This window comes from Aeromonas sp. S15(2024), from assembly GCF_041402265.1.
Lineage (GTDB): Bacteria > Pseudomonadota > Gammaproteobacteria > Enterobacterales > Aeromonadaceae > Aeromonas > Aeromonas dhakensis.
Genome location: NZ_JBGLQY010000010.1, coordinates 1 through 17,144, shown reverse-complemented (window position 1 = coordinate 17,144; position 17,144 = coordinate 1). Strand labels below are relative to the sequence as shown.

General features: G+C 54.9%; 31 protein-coding genes. 30 read left to right on the top strand and 1 reads right to left on the bottom strand.

Annotated elements, in window-relative coordinates; genetic code table 11:
* The first annotated feature begins 8 nt into the window (after positions 1-8).
* Both ompR and envZ read left to right on the top strand, forming a co-directional pair.
* Positions 9-728 (top strand): two-component system response regulator OmpR, encoded by a 720-nt coding sequence (ompR, locus tag ACB033_RS17810; RefSeq protein ID WP_005307934.1) that lies wholly within the window; start codon positions 9-11, stop codon positions 726-728.
* Positions 725-2,035, top strand: a complete 1,311-nt coding sequence (envZ, locus tag ACB033_RS17805; protein WP_010635419.1) for a two-component system sensor histidine kinase EnvZ — start codon at positions 725-727, stop codon at positions 2,033-2,035. The genes ompR and envZ overlap by 4 nt, the downstream gene beginning before the upstream one ends.
* Before the next feature lie 37 nt (positions 2,036-2,072).
* On the opposite strand, the gene ACB033_RS17800 is transcribed toward envZ, so the two are convergent.
* Complete coding sequence (locus tag ACB033_RS17800; protein WP_017785388.1) at positions 2,073-2,987, bottom strand: DMT family transporter; 915 nt, start codon at positions 2,985-2,987, stop codon at positions 2,073-2,075.
* Between the two features lie 364 nt (positions 2,988-3,351).
* On the opposite strand from ACB033_RS17800, the gene rpsJ reads away from it, so the two are divergent.
* The 28 genes from rpsJ to rplQ all read left to right on the top strand — a co-directional run bounded on the left by rpsJ (position 3,352) and on the right by rplQ (position 16,974).
* The gene (gene rpsJ, locus ACB033_RS17795) at positions 3,352-3,663 is read left to right on the top strand and encodes a 30S ribosomal protein S10 (protein ID WP_005307944.1); all 312 of its coding nucleotides are present in this window, start codon (positions 3,352-3,354) and stop codon (positions 3,661-3,663) included.
* 22 nt (positions 3,664-3,685) lie between these two features.
* The gene (rplC, locus tag ACB033_RS17790; protein ID WP_005307947.1) at positions 3,686-4,318 is read left to right on the top strand and encodes a 50S ribosomal protein L3; all 633 of its coding nucleotides are present in this window, start codon (positions 3,686-3,688) and stop codon (positions 4,316-4,318) included.
* A 17-nt stretch (positions 4,319-4,335) separates the two neighbouring features.
* Positions 4,336-4,941: a 50S ribosomal protein L4 gene (gene rplD, locus ACB033_RS17785; protein WP_005307949.1), complete on the top strand. Its 606-nt coding sequence runs from the start codon at positions 4,336-4,338 to the stop codon at positions 4,939-4,941.
* Positions 4,938-5,240, top strand: coding sequence for a 50S ribosomal protein L23 (rplW, locus tag ACB033_RS17780; protein ID WP_005307955.1), 303 nt, complete (start codon positions 4,938-4,940; stop codon positions 5,238-5,240). Before rplD ends, rplW begins: the two co-directional genes overlap by 4 nt.
* A gap of 15 nt (positions 5,241-5,255) precedes the next feature.
* Positions 5,256-6,077 (top strand): 50S ribosomal protein L2, encoded by an 822-nt coding sequence (gene rplB / locus ACB033_RS17775; protein WP_005307957.1) that lies wholly within the window; start codon positions 5,256-5,258, stop codon positions 6,075-6,077.
* A gap of 22 nt (positions 6,078-6,099) precedes the next feature.
* Entirely contained in the window at positions 6,100-6,378 is a 279-nt protein-coding gene (gene rpsS, locus ACB033_RS17770; protein ID WP_005307960.1) for a 30S ribosomal protein S19, read from the top strand.
* 10 nt (positions 6,379-6,388) lie between these two features.
* Positions 6,389-6,733 carry a 50S ribosomal protein L22 gene (rplV, locus tag ACB033_RS17765; protein ID WP_005319741.1) on the top strand — a complete coding sequence of 115 codons (345 nt, stop codon included), beginning with the start codon at positions 6,389-6,391 and terminating at the stop codon, positions 6,731-6,733.
* A gap of 3 nt (positions 6,734-6,736) precedes the next feature.
* Positions 6,737-7,450: a 30S ribosomal protein S3 gene (gene rpsC / locus ACB033_RS17760; protein ID WP_005307962.1), complete on the top strand. Its 714-nt coding sequence runs from the start codon at positions 6,737-6,739 to the stop codon at positions 7,448-7,450.
* A 13-nt stretch (positions 7,451-7,463) separates the two neighbouring features.
* The gene (rplP, locus tag ACB033_RS17755) at positions 7,464-7,877 is read left to right on the top strand and encodes a 50S ribosomal protein L16 (RefSeq protein WP_005307963.1); all 414 of its coding nucleotides are present in this window, start codon (positions 7,464-7,466) and stop codon (positions 7,875-7,877) included.
* Positions 7,877-8,068 (top strand): 50S ribosomal protein L29, encoded by a 192-nt coding sequence (rpmC, locus tag ACB033_RS17750; protein ID WP_005307965.1) that lies wholly within the window; start codon positions 7,877-7,879, stop codon positions 8,066-8,068. Before rplP ends, rpmC begins: the two co-directional genes overlap by 1 nt.
* Positions 8,068-8,316 (top strand): 30S ribosomal protein S17, encoded by a 249-nt coding sequence (rpsQ, locus tag ACB033_RS17745; RefSeq protein ID WP_005307966.1) that lies wholly within the window; start codon positions 8,068-8,070, stop codon positions 8,314-8,316. The genes rpmC and rpsQ overlap by 1 nt, the downstream gene beginning before the upstream one ends.
* Positions 8,317-8,463: 147 nt before the next feature.
* Positions 8,464-8,832 carry a 50S ribosomal protein L14 gene (rplN, locus tag ACB033_RS17740; protein ID WP_005307975.1) on the top strand — a complete coding sequence of 123 codons (369 nt, stop codon included), beginning with the start codon at positions 8,464-8,466 and terminating at the stop codon, positions 8,830-8,832.
* Between the two features lie 11 nt (positions 8,833-8,843).
* The gene (gene rplX / locus ACB033_RS17735) at positions 8,844-9,161 is read left to right on the top strand and encodes a 50S ribosomal protein L24 (RefSeq protein ID WP_005307977.1); all 318 of its coding nucleotides are present in this window, start codon (positions 8,844-8,846) and stop codon (positions 9,159-9,161) included.
* A 13-nt stretch (positions 9,162-9,174) separates the two neighbouring features.
* Positions 9,175-9,714, top strand: coding sequence for a 50S ribosomal protein L5 (rplE, locus tag ACB033_RS17730; RefSeq protein ID WP_005307978.1), 540 nt, complete (start codon positions 9,175-9,177; stop codon positions 9,712-9,714).
* Between the two features lie 10 nt (positions 9,715-9,724).
* On the top strand, positions 9,725-10,030 hold the full coding sequence (gene rpsN, locus ACB033_RS17725; RefSeq protein WP_005307979.1) for a 30S ribosomal protein S14: 306 nt from the start codon (positions 9,725-9,727) through the stop codon (positions 10,028-10,030).
* 20 nt (positions 10,031-10,050) lie between these two features.
* Positions 10,051-10,443 carry a 30S ribosomal protein S8 gene (rpsH, locus tag ACB033_RS17720; protein WP_005307980.1) on the top strand — a complete coding sequence of 131 codons (393 nt, stop codon included), beginning with the start codon at positions 10,051-10,053 and terminating at the stop codon, positions 10,441-10,443.
* Between the two features lie 13 nt (positions 10,444-10,456).
* Positions 10,457-10,990, top strand: coding sequence for a 50S ribosomal protein L6 (rplF, locus tag ACB033_RS17715; protein WP_005307981.1), 534 nt, complete (start codon positions 10,457-10,459; stop codon positions 10,988-10,990).
* Between the two features lie 9 nt (positions 10,991-10,999).
* Entirely contained in the window at positions 11,000-11,353 is a 354-nt protein-coding gene (gene rplR, locus ACB033_RS17710; protein ID WP_005340606.1) for a 50S ribosomal protein L18, read from the top strand.
* A 14-nt stretch (positions 11,354-11,367) separates the two neighbouring features.
* Positions 11,368-11,868: a 30S ribosomal protein S5 gene (rpsE, locus tag ACB033_RS17705; protein ID WP_005307983.1), complete on the top strand. Its 501-nt coding sequence runs from the start codon at positions 11,368-11,370 to the stop codon at positions 11,866-11,868.
* 6 nt (positions 11,869-11,874) lie between these two features.
* Complete coding sequence (gene rpmD, locus ACB033_RS17700; protein WP_005307985.1) at positions 11,875-12,054, top strand: 50S ribosomal protein L30; 180 nt, start codon at positions 11,875-11,877, stop codon at positions 12,052-12,054.
* A gap of 2 nt (positions 12,055-12,056) precedes the next feature.
* Positions 12,057-12,494 carry a 50S ribosomal protein L15 gene (gene rplO / locus ACB033_RS17695; protein WP_005307987.1) on the top strand — a complete coding sequence of 146 codons (438 nt, stop codon included), beginning with the start codon at positions 12,057-12,059 and terminating at the stop codon, positions 12,492-12,494.
* Between the two features lie 8 nt (positions 12,495-12,502).
* Entirely contained in the window at positions 12,503-13,831 is a 1,329-nt protein-coding gene (gene secY / locus ACB033_RS17690) for a preprotein translocase subunit SecY (RefSeq protein WP_005307989.1), read from the top strand.
* Between the two features lie 27 nt (positions 13,832-13,858).
* Positions 13,859-13,972 (top strand): 50S ribosomal protein L36, encoded by a 114-nt coding sequence (rpmJ, locus tag ACB033_RS17685; protein WP_005319705.1) that lies wholly within the window; start codon positions 13,859-13,861, stop codon positions 13,970-13,972.
* A gap of 139 nt (positions 13,973-14,111) precedes the next feature.
* A complete protein-coding gene (rpsM, locus tag ACB033_RS17680) occupies positions 14,112-14,468 on the top strand; it encodes a 30S ribosomal protein S13 (protein ID WP_005307991.1) in 357 nt (118 codons plus the stop codon).
* 14 nt (positions 14,469-14,482) lie between these two features.
* Entirely contained in the window at positions 14,483-14,872 is a 390-nt protein-coding gene (rpsK, locus tag ACB033_RS17675) for a 30S ribosomal protein S11 (protein ID WP_005307993.1), read from the top strand.
* Positions 14,873-14,911: 39 nt separating this feature from the next.
* Positions 14,912-15,532, top strand: coding sequence for a 30S ribosomal protein S4 (gene rpsD, locus ACB033_RS17670; protein ID WP_005307996.1), 621 nt, complete (start codon positions 14,912-14,914; stop codon positions 15,530-15,532).
* Positions 15,533-15,557: 25 nt separating this feature from the next.
* Positions 15,558-16,547, top strand: coding sequence for a DNA-directed RNA polymerase subunit alpha (rpoA, locus tag ACB033_RS17665; protein ID WP_005307997.1), 990 nt, complete (start codon positions 15,558-15,560; stop codon positions 16,545-16,547).
* Between the two features lie 43 nt (positions 16,548-16,590).
* Complete coding sequence (gene rplQ, locus ACB033_RS17660; RefSeq protein WP_005307999.1) at positions 16,591-16,974, top strand: 50S ribosomal protein L17; 384 nt, start codon at positions 16,591-16,593, stop codon at positions 16,972-16,974.
* The last annotated feature ends 170 nt before the right edge of the window (positions 16,975-17,144 follow it).

The following is a 17,144-nucleotide window of genomic DNA, read 5'->3' as shown; positions in this document are numbered from 1 at the left end:
GGCAAGCAATGAGTCAGCAATACAAGGTTCTGGTCGTCGACGATGATTTGAAATTACGTTCCCTGCTGGAGCGCTACCTGACCGAACAAGGGTTCGTGGTTCGGGGCGTCGCCAATGGCGAACAGGCCGACCGCCTGCTGACCCGAGAGAACTTCAGCCTGATGGTGCTCGACCTGATGCTGCCGGGGGAAGACGGCCTCTCCATCTGTCGCCGCCTGCGCGAAGCTGGCAACCAGATCCCGGTGCTGATGCTGACCGCCAAGGGGGATGAGGTGGACCGCATCGTCGGCCTCGAGATGGGAGCCGATGATTACCTGCCCAAGCCGTTCAACCCTCGTGAGCTGCTGGCCCGGATCCGGGCCGTGCTGCGCCGCCACACCGTCGAGTTGCCGGGCGCCCCCTCTACCGCCGAGAAGGTGGTGAGCTTTGGCAGCTATCAGCTCAACCTGGCAACCCGTGAGTTGAGTCGCGATGGCGATCCGGTGGCACTGACCAGCGGTGAGTTCGCCGTGCTCAAGGTACTGGTGAGCCATCCGCGCGAGCCTCTCTCCCGCGACAAGCTGATGAACCTGGCTCGTGGTCGCGAATATACCGCCACCGAGCGCAGCATCGACGTGCAGGTCTCCCGCCTGCGCCGCCTGCTGGAGCAGGACCCGGCGCAGCCCCGTTATCTGCAGACCGTCTGGGGTCTGGGCTATGTGTTCGTGCCGGACGGTGACGGCGAATGAAGAAAGTGAGCAGCATGTTCTCCCGCATGCTCTGGTTTTTGGCCGCCGTGCTGGTGGTCTATCAGTTTGTCTCCTATGCCACCTTCTACAACTATCTGCTGGCGCCGACCGTCAAGCAGATCAGCCACCTGCTGGCCAATCAGGTCAAGCTCATCTTCCCGGTCGAGAGCAACCAGCTGGCGCTCAGTGAAGATGCCGAGGCGCTGGTCTACGTGGCGACCGGCAGCGACATCTATACCCAGACCGAGGCGGAGCAGCACGGACTCAAGGAGTCCAAGCCCTACACCTATCTGGAAGAGAGCATCAGTCGCGAGTTGGGGGGAAAGACCAAGGTGCGGGTCGAGATCCAGGACCACTACATCATCTGGATCCAGCCGCCCCAGGCCAACAAGGTGTGGGTGCGCATCCCGCTGACCGAGATCGAGGATGATGACATCGAGCCGCTGATCCTCTACATGAGCGTGCTGCTGGTGGTGACCCTGTTCGCGGCCTGGCGCTTTGCCCGCCAGCTGGTGCGGCCGCTGGAGGAGCTGGAGGCGGGGGCCGTGGCGGTTGCCCGCGGCAACTTCCCCGATGCGCTGGGGGAGCAGGGCTCGCGGGAGGTACGCCGGCTGACCCGCACCTTCAACCACATGTCGAGTTCCATCAAGAGCCTTATCGAAGAGCGAAACATGATGATGGCGGGCGTTTCCCACGATCTGCGTACGCCGCTGACCCGTATCCGGCTGGCGACCGAGATGATGTCCTCAGGGGATGAGTATCTCAAGGAGAGCATCAACGCGGACATCGACGAATCGAACGGCATCATCGACCAGTTCATCGACTACATTCGCCCGGACGAGGGGCTGGATACCCAGCCGGTGGACCTGACCCAGCTGATCCACGATGTGCTGCTGGTGCAGACCGACCAGGGGCTGGAGGTGGAGCTCGAGCTGCCAGCCGAGGCGGTGCGGGTCGCCTGCAATCCCATCAGTATCCGGCGCATCCTCAACAACCTGTCGGGCAATTCGTTGCGCTACGGGGCGAGCCGGCTGCAGGCCGAGCTCAAGGATGACGGTCACTGGGTCCGGCTGCGCTTGTCGGATGACGGTCCCGGCATTCCGGAACAGGATTACTACCGGGTACTCAAGCCCTTCACCCAGGGCAACGAGGCGCGTACCGGCAGCGGCAGTGGGCTGGGGCTGGCCATCGTCGCCAAGATCGTCTCCCAGCATCACGGCACCATCAGGCTGGGGCGTGCCGAGCAGGGGGGCTTGCTGGTGGAGATCCGGCTGCCCAAGAACCAGCCGCTGGAGTGGATTGATTGAACGAAGGGCGCATCCATGGATGCGCCCTTCTGCATTGTCAGGCCTGCGGCTCGGTCGCCTTGCGGTAACGCTTGCCGTATTTCAGCTGCTGGATCAGCAGGGCGGCGACGATGAGCGCCAACCCGATGGGGGTGGCCGGGTGAATTGTCTCGCCGATCAACAGGTTGAGTAGCACCAGCGAGGCAAAGGGCGAGATGAAGATGAGGTTGCTGATGGGCGCCGTGTTGGTGGCGTGGCGCAGAGCCATCAGCCAGAGCACGAAGCCGAAGCCCATCTCGAACAGCCCGACATAGATGGCGCCGGCCCATCCCTGCCAGGCGGTCATGGCGAAATCGGAGAGCAGCCAGGTCGCCACGACAATGAACGGCAGGCTGATGATGAAGCCGAGCAGCAGGCTGACGATAGGATCCCCCTGATTGCGGGTGTTGAGGATCCAGTAGCCGGCCCAGATGAGGGTCGACACCAGCGCCAGCGTCACGCCGAGGGGGCTGTCGAACTGCAGACCGAACACATCCCCCTTGGTGGCGATCACCAGAGCACCGAAGTAGCCTAGCACGATGGCCACCCCGTCGCGGCGGCGCAGCTTCTGGCCGAGGAAGGGGACGGCCAGCAGACTGAGGGTGATGGCCCAGGTGTAGTTGAGGGTTTGCGCCTGCTGGGCGGGCAGCAGGTCATACGCCTTGAACAGCAGCAGGTAATAGAGGAAGGGGTTGAGCACTCCCAGCGCCAGGTAGTAGAGGGGGCGGCCCTTGATGTAGCTGAGCAGCAGCGGCAGCTTGCCCTGACAGGCCACGATCACCCCCAGCGTCAGGGTCGAGGTGCAGGCCGCGACCAGCAGCAGTTGTACCGGTTCGAAGTAGGTGAGGGAGATCTTGAAGGCGCTGGCCACCGTCGACCAGAGGGCGACGGCGCAGAGGCCATATTGATAGGCTTTTTTCTGATCTTTGAGCATGAGACGTCGTTCCAGTGATCAAGGCAGTGGCACAGTCTACCAGCCTGTTTGCAACATTGTCGTTACCCGCGCCGGGCGGGGGAGCGGGGGATCATGTGATGGCGGCAGAGATCCATCCGTCACATAAAATTGTGCACATTCTGTTCGCCTTCCCTTGCGCAAATTGAAAAAATCCGTATAATCCCCTCCGCTTACCCATGAGGTAAGCCAGACGACATGTCTGCTTGCTGAGTTTTTCGCTTGCGAAGGCCAGCCATACAGTCTCCCCGATATGGGGAGAAACGTGAAAAATCACACCTCTGGCGGGAGTAATCTCGGTCGGGCGGTGTTGATTTATGTTCTTTTATCTATTGGAGCTCTGTCAATGCAGAACCAAAGAATCCGTATCCGCCTGAAGGCTTTTGATCATCGCCTGATCGATCAATCCACTGCGGAAATCGTTGAAACTGCTAAGCGCACTGGCGCGCAGGTTCGCGGTCCTATCCCGCTGCCGACTCGCAAAGAGCGTTTCACCGTTCTGATCTCCCCGCACGTCAACAAAGACGCGCGTGATCAGTACGAGATCCGCACTCACAAGCGTCTGGTAGACATCGTTGAGCCGACTGACAAGACCGTAGACGCTCTGATGCGTCTGGATCTGGCAGCTGGTGTAGACGTCCAGATCAGCCTGGGTTAATTACGGAAAGAGGTTGATAACAATGACAATCGGTCTTGTAGGTCGCAAAGTGGGTATGACTCGCATCTTCACTGAAGATGGCGTTTCTATCCCCGTGACTGTTATCGAAGTTGAAGCTAACCGTGTAACTCAGGTCAAATCTGTAGAAACCGACGGCTACAACGCTATTCAGGTTACCACTGGCTCCAAGAAAGCTAGCCGCGTAACCAAGCCGGAAGCTGGCCACTTCGCCAAAGCTGGTGTAGAAGCCGGTCGCGGTCTGTGGGAATTCCGCCTGAACAACGGTGAAACTTTCACTGTTGGTAGCGAGCTGAAAGTAGATCTTCTCGCTGACGTTAAGCTGGTAGACGTTACCGGCACATCCAAGGGTAAAGGTTTTGCCGGTACTGTTAAGCGCTGGAACTTCCGCACCCAGGATATGACCCACGGTAACTCTCTGTCCCACCGTGTACCTGGCTCCATCGGTCAAAACCAGACCCCGGGCCGTGTATTCAAGGGCAAAAAGATGGCTGGTCACATGGGTGCTGAGCGTGTAACGACTCAGAACCTGGAACTGGTTCGTGTTGACGCTGAACGCAACCTGCTGCTCATCAAAGGCGCAGTACCGGGTGCAACCAACGGCAACGTGATCGTTAAACCTGCCGTCAAAGCGTAACGTCTGAGGAGATAGTAATGGAATTGGTAATGAAAGACGCCAAGAGCGCTCTTGAAGTTTCCGAGACTACCTTCGGGCGCGAATTCAACGAAGCTCTGGTTCACCAGGTTGTCGTTGCTTATGCCGCTGGTGCCCGTCAGGGTACTCGTGCGCAGCTGACTCGCTCTGAAGTGTCTGGTGGCGGCAAAAAGCCGTGGCGTCAGAAGGGTACTGGTCGTGCCCGTGCTGGCTCCATCCGTTCGCCCATTTGGCGTTCCGGTGGTGTGACTTTTGCTGCTAAGCCGCAAGATCACAGCCAGAAAGTAAACAAGAAGATGTACCGCGGCGCTATCCGTAGCATCCTGTCCGAGCTGGTACGTCAAGAGCGCCTGATCGTTGTTGAGAAGTTCGGCATCGAAGCTCCGAAAACCAAAGAACTGATCGCCAAGCTGAAAGAAATGGAACTGTCTGACGTTCTGATCGTGACTGCTGAAGTCGATGAGAACCTGTTCCTGGCTGCTCGTAACCTGTACAAAGTTGACGTGCGTGACGTTGCCGGTATCGACCCGGTCAGCCTGATCGCTTTCGACAAGGTTCTGATGACTGCTGACGCAGTTAAGCAAATCGAGGAGATGCTGGCATGATCCGTGAAGAGCGTCTGCTGAAAGTTCTGAAGGCTCCGCACATCTCTGAAAAGAGCACCATGGTCGCAGAAAAGCAGAACACTATCGTGTTCAAAGTTGCTGTTGATGCCACCAAGGCGGAAGTCAAAGCTGCAGTTGCGAAACTGTTCGAGGTCGAAGTTGAGACCGTCCGTACCCTGAACATGAAGGGTAAGACCAAGCGCGCAGGTGCACGCGTAGGCCGTCGTTCCGATTGGAAAAAGGCTTATGTGACCCTGAAAGCTGGTCAGGACATCGACTTCATGGGCGCAGCCGAGTAAGAGGAGTTCTGAAAAATGGCAATCGTTAAGTGCAAGCCTACTTCTCCGGGCCGCCGCCACGTCGTCAAGATCGTCAACCAAGACCTGTACAAGGGCAAGCCCTTTGCAGCTCTGCTGGACAAGAAAGACAAGTCCGGTGGTCGTAACAACAACGGCCGTATCACCACCCGTCACATCGGCGGTGGTCACAAGCAACACTACCGTATCGTCGACTTCAAGCGCGACAAAGACGGTATCCCGGCTAAAGTAGAGCGCCTGGAATACGATCCGAACCGTACCGCAAACATCGCCCTGGTGCTGTATGCAGACGGTGAGCGTCGTTACATCCTGGCTCCGAAAGGCCTGAAAGCTGGTGATGCAATCGCTTCTGGTGCTGATGCCGCAATCAAGGTAGGTAACACCCTGCCGATGCGCAACATCCCGGTCGGTTCTACCGTTCACGCTGTTGAGATGAAGCCTGGTAAAGGTGCCCAGCTGGCTCGTTCCGCTGGTACTTTCATCCAGATCCTGGCTCGTGAAGGTAACTATGTAACTCTGCGTCTGCGTTCCGGCGAAGTACGTAAAGTTCTGGCCGAGTGCCGCGCCACCATCGGTGAAGTTGGTAACTCCGAGCACATGCTGCGTCAACTGGGTAAAGCCGGTGCAAACCGCTGGCGTGGTATTCGTCCGACCGTTCGCGGTATGGCGATGAACCCGGTAGACCACCCGCACGGTGGTGGTGAGGGTCGTAACAAGGGCATGCAGCCTGTGTCCCCATGGGGCCAGAAGGCTAAAGGCTTCAAGACCCGTAAGAACAAGCGTACCGACAAGTACATCGTACGTCGTCGTAACAAGTAATTGTTAACATAGAGGAATCACCATGCCACGTTCTCTCAAGAAGGGTCCATTTATCGACCTGCACTTGCTGAAGAAGGTAGAGAAAGCGGTGGAAAGCGGGGATAAAAAGCCGGTTAAGACCTGGTCCCGTCGTTCAATGATCATCCCGAACATGATCGGTTTGACCATCGCTGTCCATAATGGTCGTCAGCACGTTCCGGTTTTCGTTACCGAAGAAATGATCGGTCACAAACTGGGTGAATTCGCACCTACTCGTACTTATCGCGGCCATGCTGCTGATAAGAAGGCTAAGAAGCGCTAAGGGATAAATGATGGAAGCTATCGCTAAACACCGTTATGCCCGTACTTCTGCCCAGAAAGCTCGTCTGGTAGCCGATCAAGTACGTGGTCTGTCCGTAGACAAGGCTCTGAACATCCTGACCTTCAGCCCGAAAAAGGCTGCAGTTCTGGTGAAGAAAGTGCTGGAATCTGCCATTGCAAACGCTGAGCACAACGAAGGCGCCGACATCGACGCCCTGCGTGTTGCTACTATCATGGTCGACGAAGGTCCCTCCATGAAGCGCATCCGTCCTCGTGCCAAAGGTCGCGCGGATCGTATCCTCAAGCGTACCGCTCACATCACCGTAGTGGTATCCGACGCTAAGGCTGGGAGATAAGCAATGGGTCAGAAAGTACATCCTAATGGCATTCGCCTGGGTATTACCAAGCCTTGGAATTCTACCTGGTTCGCGAACACCAAAGACTTCGCTGACAACCTGTACAGCGATTTTCAAGTACGCCAGTTCCTGACCAAGGAACTGAAAAACGCGTCCTTGTCCAAGATCACCATCGAGCGTCCGGCCAAGAGCATCCGTGTGACCATTCACACCGCTCGTCCGGGTGTTGTGATCGGTAAGAAAGGCGAAGACGTTGAAAAACTGCGCAAAGCTGTAGCCACTATTGCTGGCGTGCCTGCTCAGATCAACATTTCCGAAGTCCGCAAGCCGGAGCTGGATGGCAAACTGGTTGCCGACAGCATCACTTCCCAGCTGGAGCGTCGCGTAATGTTCCGTCGTGCTATGAAGCGCGCCGTACAAAACGCCATGCGCCTGGGTGCCAAGGGCATCAAGGTGGAAGTTTCCGGTCGTCTGGGCGGCGCTGAAATCGCGCGTACCGAATGGTACCGTGAAGGTCGTGTGCCCCTGCACACCCTGCGTGCCGACATCGACTACGCAACTTCTGAAGCCCACACCACTTACGGTGTGATCGGCGTTAAAGTTTGGATCTTCAAGGGCGAAGTTCTGGGCGGTCTGGCTGCTGTCAACGCTGCCGCTGCTCAAGAGCAAGCTCCTGCGAAGCCCAAGCGTGACAACAAGCGCCGCGCTGCCAAGTAAGGAGATTCGGTAAATGTTGCAACCAAAGCGTACTAAATTCCGCAAGACCCACAAGGGTCGTAACCGCGGTCTGGCCAACTCTGGTAACGAAGTATCCTTCGGTACCTTTGGCCTGAAGGCGACATCCCGTGGCCAGCTGACTGCTCGTCAAATCGAAGCAGCCCGTCGTGCCATGACCCGTCACGTTAAGCGTCAGGGTAAGATCTGGATCCGTGTGTTCCCGGACAAGCCGATTACCGAAAAGCCCCTCGAAGTTCGTATGGGTAAAGGTAAGGGTAACGTGGAATACTGGGTTTGCCCGATCCAGCCTGGCAAGGTTCTGTACGAGATGGACGGTGTACCTGAGGCTCTGGCGCGTGAAGCGTTCGCCCTGGCCGCAGCCAAGCTGTCTGTTCAGACCACTTTCGTAATTAAGACGGTGATGTGATGAAAGCCCAAGATCTGCGTCAAAAGAGCGTCGAAGAACTGAACCAGGAGCTGCTGGGCCTGCTGCGCGAGCAATTCAACATGCGCATGCAAGCTTCCACCGGCCAGCTGGCTCAGACTCACACTCTGAAACAAGTGCGTCGTGACGTCGCACGTATCAAGACTGTACTGACTGAGAAGGCAGGTGCGTAATGACTGATAAAATCCGTACTCTGCAGGGTCGTGTAATCAGCGACAAGATGGACAAGTCCATCACCGTCGCCATCGAGCGCAAGGTAAAGCACCCGATCTACGGTAAGATCATCAAGCGCACTACCAAGCTGCACGTGCATGACGAAAACAACGAATGCAAAGCTGGCGACCTCGTGGAAATCCGCGAATGCCGCCCGCTGTCCAAGACCAAGTCCTGGACCCTGGTTGCCGTTGTAGAAAAGGCCTAATCGGTACTTTGTAGTCTAAACGGCCCCTTGACGGGGCCGTTTGTTTTTTAGGCTACCTTTTCTAAAAATCCTGTGTTATAGTTTCGCGCCTTTTGAAGGCAGCCAGATCCCGAGAGGGATAAGAAGTAAACAAAGCGGAGCACTAAGATGATCCAGATGCAAAGTATGCTGGGTGTTGCCGACAACTCCGGCGCTCGCAGTGTAATGTGTATTAAGGTTCTGGGTGGTTCGCACCGCCGTTACGCCGGCATCGGCGACATCATCAAGGTTTCCATCAAGGAAGCTATTCCTCGCGGTAAAGTGAAGAAAGGTGATGTGTATAACGCGGTGGTCGTACGCACCCGTAAAGGCGTTCGTCGTCCGGACGGCTCTGTCATCCGTTTCGACAACAATGCGGCTGTGTTGCTTAACAACAACCAGCAGCCGATCGGTACTCGTATTTTTGGCCCGGTGACCCGTGAACTGCGTAATGAGAAGTTCATGAAGATTGTGTCCCTGGCACCCGAAGTACTGTAAGGAGTCGAACGATGGCAGCTAAAATCCGTCGCGAAGACGAAGTGATTGTTCTTACCGGCAAAGACAAGGGCAAGCGTGGCAAAGTCACTCAAGTTCTGATTGCTAAAGGTAAGGTAATCGTGGAAGGCATCAACCAGGTGAAGAAACACCAGAAGCCGGTACCCGCACTGGGTCAGGCTGGCGGTATCGTCACCAAAGAAGCCCCCATCGATGTATCTAACGTAGCGCTGTTCAACTCTGCCACTGGCAAAGCTGACCGCGTTGGTTTCCGGATTGAAGACGGCAAAAAAGTTCGCTTCTTCAAATCCACCGGCGAACTTGTGAAGTAATTGGAGTTTAACGATGGCGAAACTGCATGATTACTACAAATCAGATGTAGTAAATGAACTGACCAAGCAGTTCGGTTACAAGACTATCATGCAAGTCCCTCGGATCGAGAAAATCACCCTGAACATGGGTGTTGGTGAAGCGATCTCTGACAAGAAATTGCTGGAAAATGCTGCTGCCGATATGGCTGCCATTTCCGGTCAGAAGCCGCTGATCACCAAAGCTCGCAAATCTGTTGCGGGCTTCAAGATTCGTGAAGGCTACCCGATAGGTTGTAAAGTAACCCTGCGTGGCGAGCGTATGTGGGAGTTCCTGGAACGGCTGATTTGCATCTCCGTACCGCGTATCCGTGACTTCCGTGGCCTGAACGCTAAAGCGTTCGACGGTCGTGGTAACTACTCCATGGGCGTGCGTGAGCAAATCATCTTCCCGGAAATCGACTATGACAAGGTCGATCGCGTTCGTGGTCTGGATATCACCATCACCACTTCCGCGAATACCGATGAAGAAGGCCGTGCTCTGCTGGCTGCCTTTAACTTCCCATTCCGCAAGTAAGGTTAGGGTTATGGCTAAAACATCCATGAAAGCACGTGAAGTAAAGCGTGCGAAGCTGGTAGCCAAGTACGCGACCAAGCGTGCCGAGCTCAAAGCTATCATCGTTGATATGAACGCTTCTGAAGAAGCGCGTTGGGATGCTGTTCTGCAACTGCAACAGCTGCCCCGTGATTCCAGTCCGTCCCGTCAGCGTAACCGTTGCAACATTACTGGTCGTCCGCACGGTTTCCTGCGTAAGTTTGGTCTGTCCCGCATCAAGGTGCGTGAGCATGCCATGAAGGGCGAAATTCCGGGCCTGAAAAAGGCCTCTTGGTAAAGAATCTCGGGAGTTAGACTATGAGCATGCAAGATCCGATCGCGGATATGCTGACCCGCATCCGTAACGGTCAGGCGGCGAGCAAAGTTGCGGTTTCCATGCCTTCTTCCAAGCTGAAAGTGGCTATTGCCAAAGTGCTGAAAGAAGAAGGTTACATCGCTGGCTACTCCGTAGCTGGTGACGTGAAACCGGAACTGGAAATTGAACTGAAATATTTCCAGGGCAAGCCGGTTGTAGAACTGATCCAACGCGTGAGCCGTCCCGGCCTGCGTATTTACAAGCGCACTACTGATCTGCCGAAAGTTATGGGCGGTCTCGGTGTTGCTATCGTGTCCACGTCTAAAGGTGTGATGACTGACCGTGCTGCCCGTAAAGCAAGCATGGGCGGTGAGATCATCTGCTACGTCGCTTAATAGGAGGTAGGAAATGTCTCGTGTTGCTAAGGCACCCGTCACTATTCCTGCTGGCGTAGAGGTGACTCTGAACGGCCAGGAACTGTCCATCAAAGGTGGTAAAGGTTCCCTGGTTCGCTCTATTCACGCCGGTGTAGAAGTGACCAAAGAAGACAATGTACTGAAGTTCGCCCCGCGCGACGGCATCGCTGGTGCTGACGCTCAGGCCGGTACTGCCCGTGCATTGGTCAACAACATGGTAATCGGTGTTACCCAAGGCTTCGAGCGCAAGCTGCAGCTGGTTGGTGTAGGTTATAAAGCCTCCATCAAGGGCAATGCTGTTGCGCTGGCTCTGGGCTTCTCTCACCCGGTAGAGCATGCGCTGCCGGCTGGTGTGACCGCTGAGTGCCCGACTGCCACAGAAATCGTTCTGCGTGGTGTCGACAAGCAGCTGGTTGGCCAAGTCGCCGCCGATATCCGTGCTTACCGCGCTCCGGAGCCCTACAAGGGCAAGGGTGTACGCTATGCCAACGAGCAAGTGCGTACTAAAGAAGCTAAGAAGAAGTAAGGTAACACTATGGACAAGAAAGCAGCTCGTCTCCGTCGTGCTACTCGTGCTCGGAAAAAGATGCAGGAACTGGGAGCTACCCGTCTGGTTGTTCACCGTACCCCGCGTCACATCTATGCGCAGGTTATTGCAGCCAACGGTTCCGAAGTTCTGGCCTCTGCTTCCACAGTAGAGAAGGCCATCAGTGAAGCTCTGAAATACACCGGTAACGCAGATGCTGCTACCGCTGTAGGTAAGGCTATCGCCGAGCGTGCCATTGCCAAAGGCGTTCAGAACGTATCTTTCGATCGTTCCGGTTTCAAGTATCACGGTCGCATCGCTGCTCTGGCAGCTGCTGCACGTGACGCTGGTCTTCAGTTCTAAGCTAGGAGTCGAAGATGGCTAAAGTCGAATCTCAAGCCGGCGAACTGCAAGAAAAGCTGATTGCAGTAAACCGTGTTTCGAAAACTGTTAAAGGTGGTCGTATCATGTCCTTCACCGCGCTGACCGTGGTGGGTGATGGTAACGGCCGTGTAGGTTACGGTTACGGTAAAGCCCGTGAAGTTCCGGCCGCTATTCAAAAAGCGATGGAACAGGCTAAGCGTAACCTGAACAAGGTTGAGCTGAACAACGGCACCCTGCACCACCCGGTGAAAGGTGTTCACTCCGGTTCCACCGTGTTCATGAAGCCGGCCTCTCAAGGTACTGGTATCATCGCAGGCGGCGCTATGCGTGCCGTTCTGGAAGTTGCTGGTATCCACAACGTGCTGGCTAAGACCTACGGTTCCACCAACCCAATCAACGTTGTTCGCGCCACTGTAGACGCTCTGGTTCAGGGTCAATCCCCGGAACAGATCGCTGCCAAGCGTGGTCTGCGCGTTGAAGAAATTCTGGGGTAATGCGACATGGCTAACACTGTAAAAGTAACTCAAACTCGCAGCTCTATCGGCCGTCTGCCAAAGCACAAGGCGACTCTGCGTGGTCTGGGTCTGCGTCGCATTGGTCACACCGTTGAGCTGGAAGATACTCCCTGCGTACGCGGCATGATCAACCAGGTTTATTACATGGTTAAGGTGGAGGGCTAAGCATGCGTCTGAATACTCTGTCTCCGGCTGCTGGTTCCAAGCGCGTTAAGCACCGTCCGGGCCGTGGTATCGGTTCTGGTCTGGGCAAGACCGGTGGTCGTGGTGTTAAAGGTCAAACCTCTCGTTCCGGTGGCGGCAAAGTCCGCAACGGTTTCGAAGGCGGCCAGATGCCTTTGAAAATCCGTCTGCCGAAGTTCGGTTTCTTCTCTCGCAAATCTTTGGTTTCTGCCGAAGTGCGCCTGAACGAAATCGCCCTGGTAGAAGGTGATGTGGTCGACGTGAGCACTCTGAAGCAAGCCGGTGTTATTACCAAAAACATCGTGTTCGCTAAAGTTGTTCTGTCTGGCAACATTGACCGTGCTGTGACCGTTCGTGGTCTGTCCGTCACCAAGGGTGCACGTGCAGCCATCGAGGCCGCTGGCGGTAAAATCGAGGAATAATCAGTACAATGGCTAAGAAACCAGGATTGGATGTTAAAGCACAGGGTGGTCTGAGTGAACTGAAGAGCCGTCTGCTCTTCGTTCTCGGGGCGATTATCGTTTTCCGTGCAGGCTCTTATGTGCCGATTCCTGGTATTGACGCCGCCGTACTGGCCGAGTTGTTCCAACAACAGAAGGGCACCATCATTGAGATGTTCAACATGTTCAGTGGTGGTGCACTCTCGCGTGCTTCTATTCTTGCGCTGGGGATCATGCCGTACATTTCGGCCTCGATCATCATCCAGCTGCTGACTGTGGTTCACCCCGCTCTTGCTGAACTCAAGAAAGAAGGTGAATCCGGCCGTCGCAAGATTAGCCAATATACCCGTTGGGGCACGCTGGTTTTGGGAACTTTCCAGGCCATTGGTATTGCAACCGGTCTGCCGAATATGATGCAGGGACTCGTGACTCATCCGGGTTTGGGCTTCTATTTCACGGCCGTTGTGAGTCTGGTCACCGGTACCATGTTTTTGATGTGGTTGGGTGAGCAGATTACCGAGCGTGGGATTGGTAATGGTATCTCGTTGATTATCTTCACAGGTATCGTTGCTGGTCTGCCTCATGCCATTGGCGCTACGGCCGAACAGGCACGTCAAGGGGAATTGCACATCCTGCTGTTGTTGTTGCTGGGCTTGATTGTTTTCGCAGTGACTTACTTTGTGGTGTTCGTGGAGCGTGGTCAGCGTCGTATCGTCGTTAACTATGCCAAGCGTCAACAAGGCCGCCAAGTATTTGCAGCGCAAAGCACACACCTGCCGTTGAAAGTAAATATGGCCGGTGTGATTCCTGCGATTTTCGCATCCAGCATCATCCTCTTCCCAGGGACCATTACCTCTTGGTTTGGTCAGGGGGAGGGCAAGGTTGCCGATATCCTGCAACAGGTCTCTATGGTCCTGCAGCCGGGTCAGCCCTTGTATGAGATGCTCTATGCAGCAGCCATTATCTTCTTCTGCTTCTTCTATACCGCGCTGGTGTTCAACCCCCGCGAGACAGCAGATAACCTGAAGAAGAGTGGAGCCTTTATCCCGGGGATCCGCCCGGGCGAGCAGACAGCACGTTATATCGATAAGGTTATGACCCGCCTGACATTGGCAGGTGCGCTCTATATAACCTTTATCTGTCTGGTACCCCAGTTCCTGATGACTGCCTGGAACGTTCAGTTCTATTTCGGTGGCACCTCGCTGCTGATTATCGTGGTAGTTATCATGGACTTCATGGCTCAGGTTCAGACCCATATGATGTCTCATCAGTATGGCGACGTCCTGAGGAAGGCCAACCTGAAGGGCTACGGCCGCTAAAGGTCGGCGTAGTTACGGAGTTAAGCAATGAAAGTTCGTGCTTCCGTTAAGGCAATCTGCCGTAACTGCAAAATCATCAAGCGTCACGGTGTGGTGCGTGTGATTTGCAGCGAGCCAAAGCATAAACAGCGCCAAGGCTAATTTTTTACGGTTAGTACTTGCAACAAATAGTTGTGCTGGCTAATATAGCCAGCCAACTTTTGTTGTGTATTGGTTGACCGCCACGTATCCGCTCACGGGCTTTGTGGTGGTCGTAATCTACTATATGTAGGAGTGAATAGTGGCCCGTATCGCTGGCATTAACATTCCTGACCATAAGCATGCAGTCATCGCTTTGACTGCTATTTATGGCGTCGGTCGTACCCGCTCCAAGGCCATCTGTGCCGCAGCCGGTATCGCTGAGAATGTGAAAATTAAAGACCTGGACGAAGCTCAGATCGAGAGTCTGCGTGAACAAGTAGGTAAATTCACCGTTGAAGGTGACCTGCGTCGTCAGATTTCCATGAACATCAAGCGATTGATGGATCTGGGTTGCTACCGTGGTTTGCGTCACCGTCGTAGCCTGCCTGTTCGTGGTCAACGTACCAAGACCAACGCTCGTACCCGTAAGGGTCCGCGCAAGGCTATCAAGAAGTAACGGGAAGGTAGAAAATGGCTAAAACTCCGACTCGTGCTCGCAAGCGCGTTAAAAAGCAAGTGAGCGACGGTATTGCGCACGTTCATGCATCTTTCAACAACACAATCGTGACCATTACTGACCGTCAGGGCAATGCTCTGTCTTGGGCTACTTCTGGTGGTTCCGGTTTCCGTGGTTCTCGTAAGTCCACCCCGTTCGCTGCTCAGGTAGCTGCCGAGCGCGCTGGTGAGATGGCCAAAGAATATGGCGTGAAGAACCTGGAAGTCATGGTTAAAGGTCCGGGTCCCGGTCGTGAGTCTTCCATCCGCGCTCTGAACGCGGCTGGTTTCCGCATCACTAACATTACTGATGTGACTCCGATCCCGCACAACGGTTGTCGTCCTCCCAAGAAGCGCCGCGTGTAACGCTGTAGCTACTTGGTCTAGGATTGTTGGAGAAAGAAGATGGCAAGATATATCGGTCCTAAGCTTAAGCTTAGCCGTCGTGAGGGCACCGACCTCTTCCTGAAGTCTGGTGTTCGTGCGATTGATTCTAAGTGCAAGATTGACACCGTTCCTGGTCAACACGGTGCGCGTAAAGCGCGTCTGTCTGACTACGGTGTTCAGCTGCGCGAGAAACAAAAAGTTCGTCGTATCTACGGCGTATTGGAAAAACAGTTCCGCAACTACTACCGCGACGCTGCCCGTCAAAAGGGTAACACCGGTGAAAACCTGTTGCAGCTGCTGGAAGGTCGTCTGGACAACGTCGTCTACCGCATGGGCTTCGGTGCTACCCGCGCTGAATCTCGTCAGCTGGTGAGCCACAAGGCCATCATGGTAAACGGTCGCGTTGTGAACATTCCTTCTTTCCAGGTTTCCCCTGAGGACGTGATCTGCGTTCGTGAGAAGGCTAAGAAGCAAGCGCGTATCAAAGCTGCCCTTGAGGTTGCTGGTCAGCGCGAGAAGCCGACTTGGGTAGAGGTTGATGCCGCTAAAATGGAAGGTGCTTTCAAGCGTCTGCCAGAGCGTTCCGACCTGTCTGCCGACATTAACGAACAGCTGATCGTCGAGCTTTACTCCAAGTAAAGCTAGCTTCTAAAGAGAGGACACAATGCTGGGTTCTGTAACAGATTTTCTTAAACCGCGGCTAGTTGACATCGAGCAAGTTAGCCCGACTCATGCGAAAGTGACTCTTGAGCCACTCGAGCGTGGCTTTGGTCACACGCTGGGCAACGCCCTGCGTCGTATTTTGCTGTCTTCTATGCCCGGTTGTGCAGTTACTGAAGTCGAAATTGACGGTGTACTGCATGAGTACAGCAGCAAAGAAGGTGTACAGGAAGACATTCTTGAAATCCTGCTCAACCTGAAAGGTATCGCTGTGAAGCTGGAAGGCAAGGACGAGGTAACTCTGTCCCTGACCAAGTCTGGAACAGGCCCCGTTACCGCTGGTGATATCACTCACGGTGATGAAGTCGAGATCGTAAACCCGGAGCACGTAATCTGCCACCTGACTGGTGCCAATGCTGAAATCAGCATGCGCCTGAAAGTTCAGCGCGGTCGTGGTTATGTGCCTGCTTCTGCTCGTGTTCACAACGATGATGAAGAGCGTCCTATCGGTCGCCTGCTGCTGGACTCCGCGTTCAGCCCCATCGTTCGTATTGCCTACAATGTTGAGGCAGCACGGGTTGAACAGCGTACCGACTTGGACAAGCTGGTCATCGACATGGAGACCAATGGTACCCTGGATCCTGAAGAAGCCATCCGTCGTTCTGCCACTATTCTGGCCGAGCAACTGGAAGCCTTCGTGGATCTGCGCGATGTCAGCGTGCCCGAGAAGAAAGAAGAGAAACCCGAGTTTGATCCGATTCTGCTGCGTCCTGTCGATGATTTGGAGCTGACAGTTCGTTCTGCGAACTGTCTGAAGGCAGAAGCTATCCACTATATTGGTGATCTGGTACAGCGTACCGAAGTTGAGTTGCTTAAGACTCCTAACCTCGGTAAGAAGTCCCTGACTGAGATCAAGGACGTGTTGGCCTCCCGTGGTCTGTCTCTTGGCATGCGCCTTGAGAACTGGCCGCCCGCCAGCATCGCTGACGAGTAATCCAGATTACGGGTTTCACAGATTTAGTTAGAAGGATAAGGTCATGCGCCATCGTTTGAGTGGTCGTCAACTGAACCGGAACAGCAGCCATCGTCAGGCTATGTTCCGCAACATGGCCAGCTCCCTGGTTCGTCATGAGATCATCAAGACGACTCTGCCTAAGGCAAAAGAGCTGCGTCGTGTAGTTGAACCGCTGATCACCCTTGCCAAGACTGATAGCGTTGCTAATCGTCGCCTGGCATTTGCCCGCACTCGCGATAACGCGATCGTGGCTAAGCTGTTCAATGAACTGGGCCCGCGCTACCTGGAGCGCGCCGGCGGTTATACTCGCATTCTGAAATGCGGTTTCCGTGCTGGCGATAACGCCCCTATGGCTTACATTGAGCTGGTAGACCGCCCGGCCGCTGCTGAAGCAGCTGCTGAGTGATAAAAGAAAAAGCCGGGCTTGTCCCGGCTTTTCTTTTAGTGGATTCTGATACTGCCTCAACTGCCTCAACTGCCTCAACTGCCTCAACTGCCTCAACTGCCTCAACTGCCTCAACTGCCTCAACTGCCTCAACTGCCTCAACTGCCTCAACTGCCTCAACTGCCTCAACT

Coding starts and splice junctions, on each gene's coding strand:
- rpsE (WP_005307983.1), top strand. CDS start 11,368: ATGGCTAAAGTCGAATCTCAAGCCGGCGAACTGCAAGAAAAGCTGATT.
- rplR (WP_005340606.1), top strand. CDS start 11,000: ATGGACAAGAAAGCAGCTCGTCTCCGTCGTGCTACTCGTGCTCGGAAA.
- rplX (WP_005307977.1), top strand. CDS start 8,844: ATGGCAGCTAAAATCCGTCGCGAAGACGAAGTGATTGTTCTTACCGGC.
- ompR (WP_005307934.1), top strand. CDS start 9: ATGAGTCAGCAATACAAGGTTCTGGTCGTCGACGATGATTTGAAATTA.
- rpmD (WP_005307985.1), top strand. CDS start 11,875: ATGGCTAACACTGTAAAAGTAACTCAAACTCGCAGCTCTATCGGCCGT.
- rplQ (WP_005307999.1), top strand. CDS start 16,591: ATGCGCCATCGTTTGAGTGGTCGTCAACTGAACCGGAACAGCAGCCAT.
- rpsN (WP_005307979.1), top strand. CDS start 9,725: ATGGCTAAAACATCCATGAAAGCACGTGAAGTAAAGCGTGCGAAGCTG.
- rpsC (WP_005307962.1), top strand. CDS start 6,737: ATGGGTCAGAAAGTACATCCTAATGGCATTCGCCTGGGTATTACCAAG.
- rpsS (WP_005307960.1), top strand. CDS start 6,100: ATGCCACGTTCTCTCAAGAAGGGTCCATTTATCGACCTGCACTTGCTG.
- ACB033_RS17800 (WP_017785388.1), bottom strand. CDS start 2,987: ATGCTCAAAGATCAGAAAAAAGCCTATCAATATGGCCTCTGCGCCGTC.
- rplF (WP_005307981.1), top strand. CDS start 10,457: ATGTCTCGTGTTGCTAAGGCACCCGTCACTATTCCTGCTGGCGTAGAG.
- rplO (WP_005307987.1), top strand. CDS start 12,057: ATGCGTCTGAATACTCTGTCTCCGGCTGCTGGTTCCAAGCGCGTTAAG.
- rplV (WP_005319741.1), top strand. CDS start 6,389: ATGGAAGCTATCGCTAAACACCGTTATGCCCGTACTTCTGCCCAGAAA.
- rpsH (WP_005307980.1), top strand. CDS start 10,051: ATGAGCATGCAAGATCCGATCGCGGATATGCTGACCCGCATCCGTAAC.
- rpmC (WP_005307965.1), top strand. CDS start 7,877: ATGAAAGCCCAAGATCTGCGTCAAAAGAGCGTCGAAGAACTGAACCAG.
- rpsQ (WP_005307966.1), top strand. CDS start 8,068: ATGACTGATAAAATCCGTACTCTGCAGGGTCGTGTAATCAGCGACAAG.
- rpmJ (WP_005319705.1), top strand. CDS start 13,859: ATGAAAGTTCGTGCTTCCGTTAAGGCAATCTGCCGTAACTGCAAAATC.
- rplD (WP_005307949.1), top strand. CDS start 4,336: ATGGAATTGGTAATGAAAGACGCCAAGAGCGCTCTTGAAGTTTCCGAG.
- rplN (WP_005307975.1), top strand. CDS start 8,464: ATGATCCAGATGCAAAGTATGCTGGGTGTTGCCGACAACTCCGGCGCT.
- rplE (WP_005307978.1), top strand. CDS start 9,175: ATGGCGAAACTGCATGATTACTACAAATCAGATGTAGTAAATGAACTG.
- rplC (WP_005307947.1), top strand. CDS start 3,686: ATGACAATCGGTCTTGTAGGTCGCAAAGTGGGTATGACTCGCATCTTC.
- envZ (WP_010635419.1), top strand. CDS start 725: ATGAAGAAAGTGAGCAGCATGTTCTCCCGCATGCTCTGGTTTTTGGCC.
- secY (WP_005307989.1), top strand. CDS start 12,503: ATGGCTAAGAAACCAGGATTGGATGTTAAAGCACAGGGTGGTCTGAGT.
- rplW (WP_005307955.1), top strand. CDS start 4,938: ATGATCCGTGAAGAGCGTCTGCTGAAAGTTCTGAAGGCTCCGCACATC.
- rpsJ (WP_005307944.1), top strand. CDS start 3,352: ATGCAGAACCAAAGAATCCGTATCCGCCTGAAGGCTTTTGATCATCGC.
- rpsK (WP_005307993.1), top strand. CDS start 14,483: ATGGCTAAAACTCCGACTCGTGCTCGCAAGCGCGTTAAAAAGCAAGTG.
- rplP (WP_005307963.1), top strand. CDS start 7,464: ATGTTGCAACCAAAGCGTACTAAATTCCGCAAGACCCACAAGGGTCGT.
- rpsD (WP_005307996.1), top strand. CDS start 14,912: ATGGCAAGATATATCGGTCCTAAGCTTAAGCTTAGCCGTCGTGAGGGC.
- rplB (WP_005307957.1), top strand. CDS start 5,256: ATGGCAATCGTTAAGTGCAAGCCTACTTCTCCGGGCCGCCGCCACGTC.
- rpoA (WP_005307997.1), top strand. CDS start 15,558: ATGCTGGGTTCTGTAACAGATTTTCTTAAACCGCGGCTAGTTGACATC.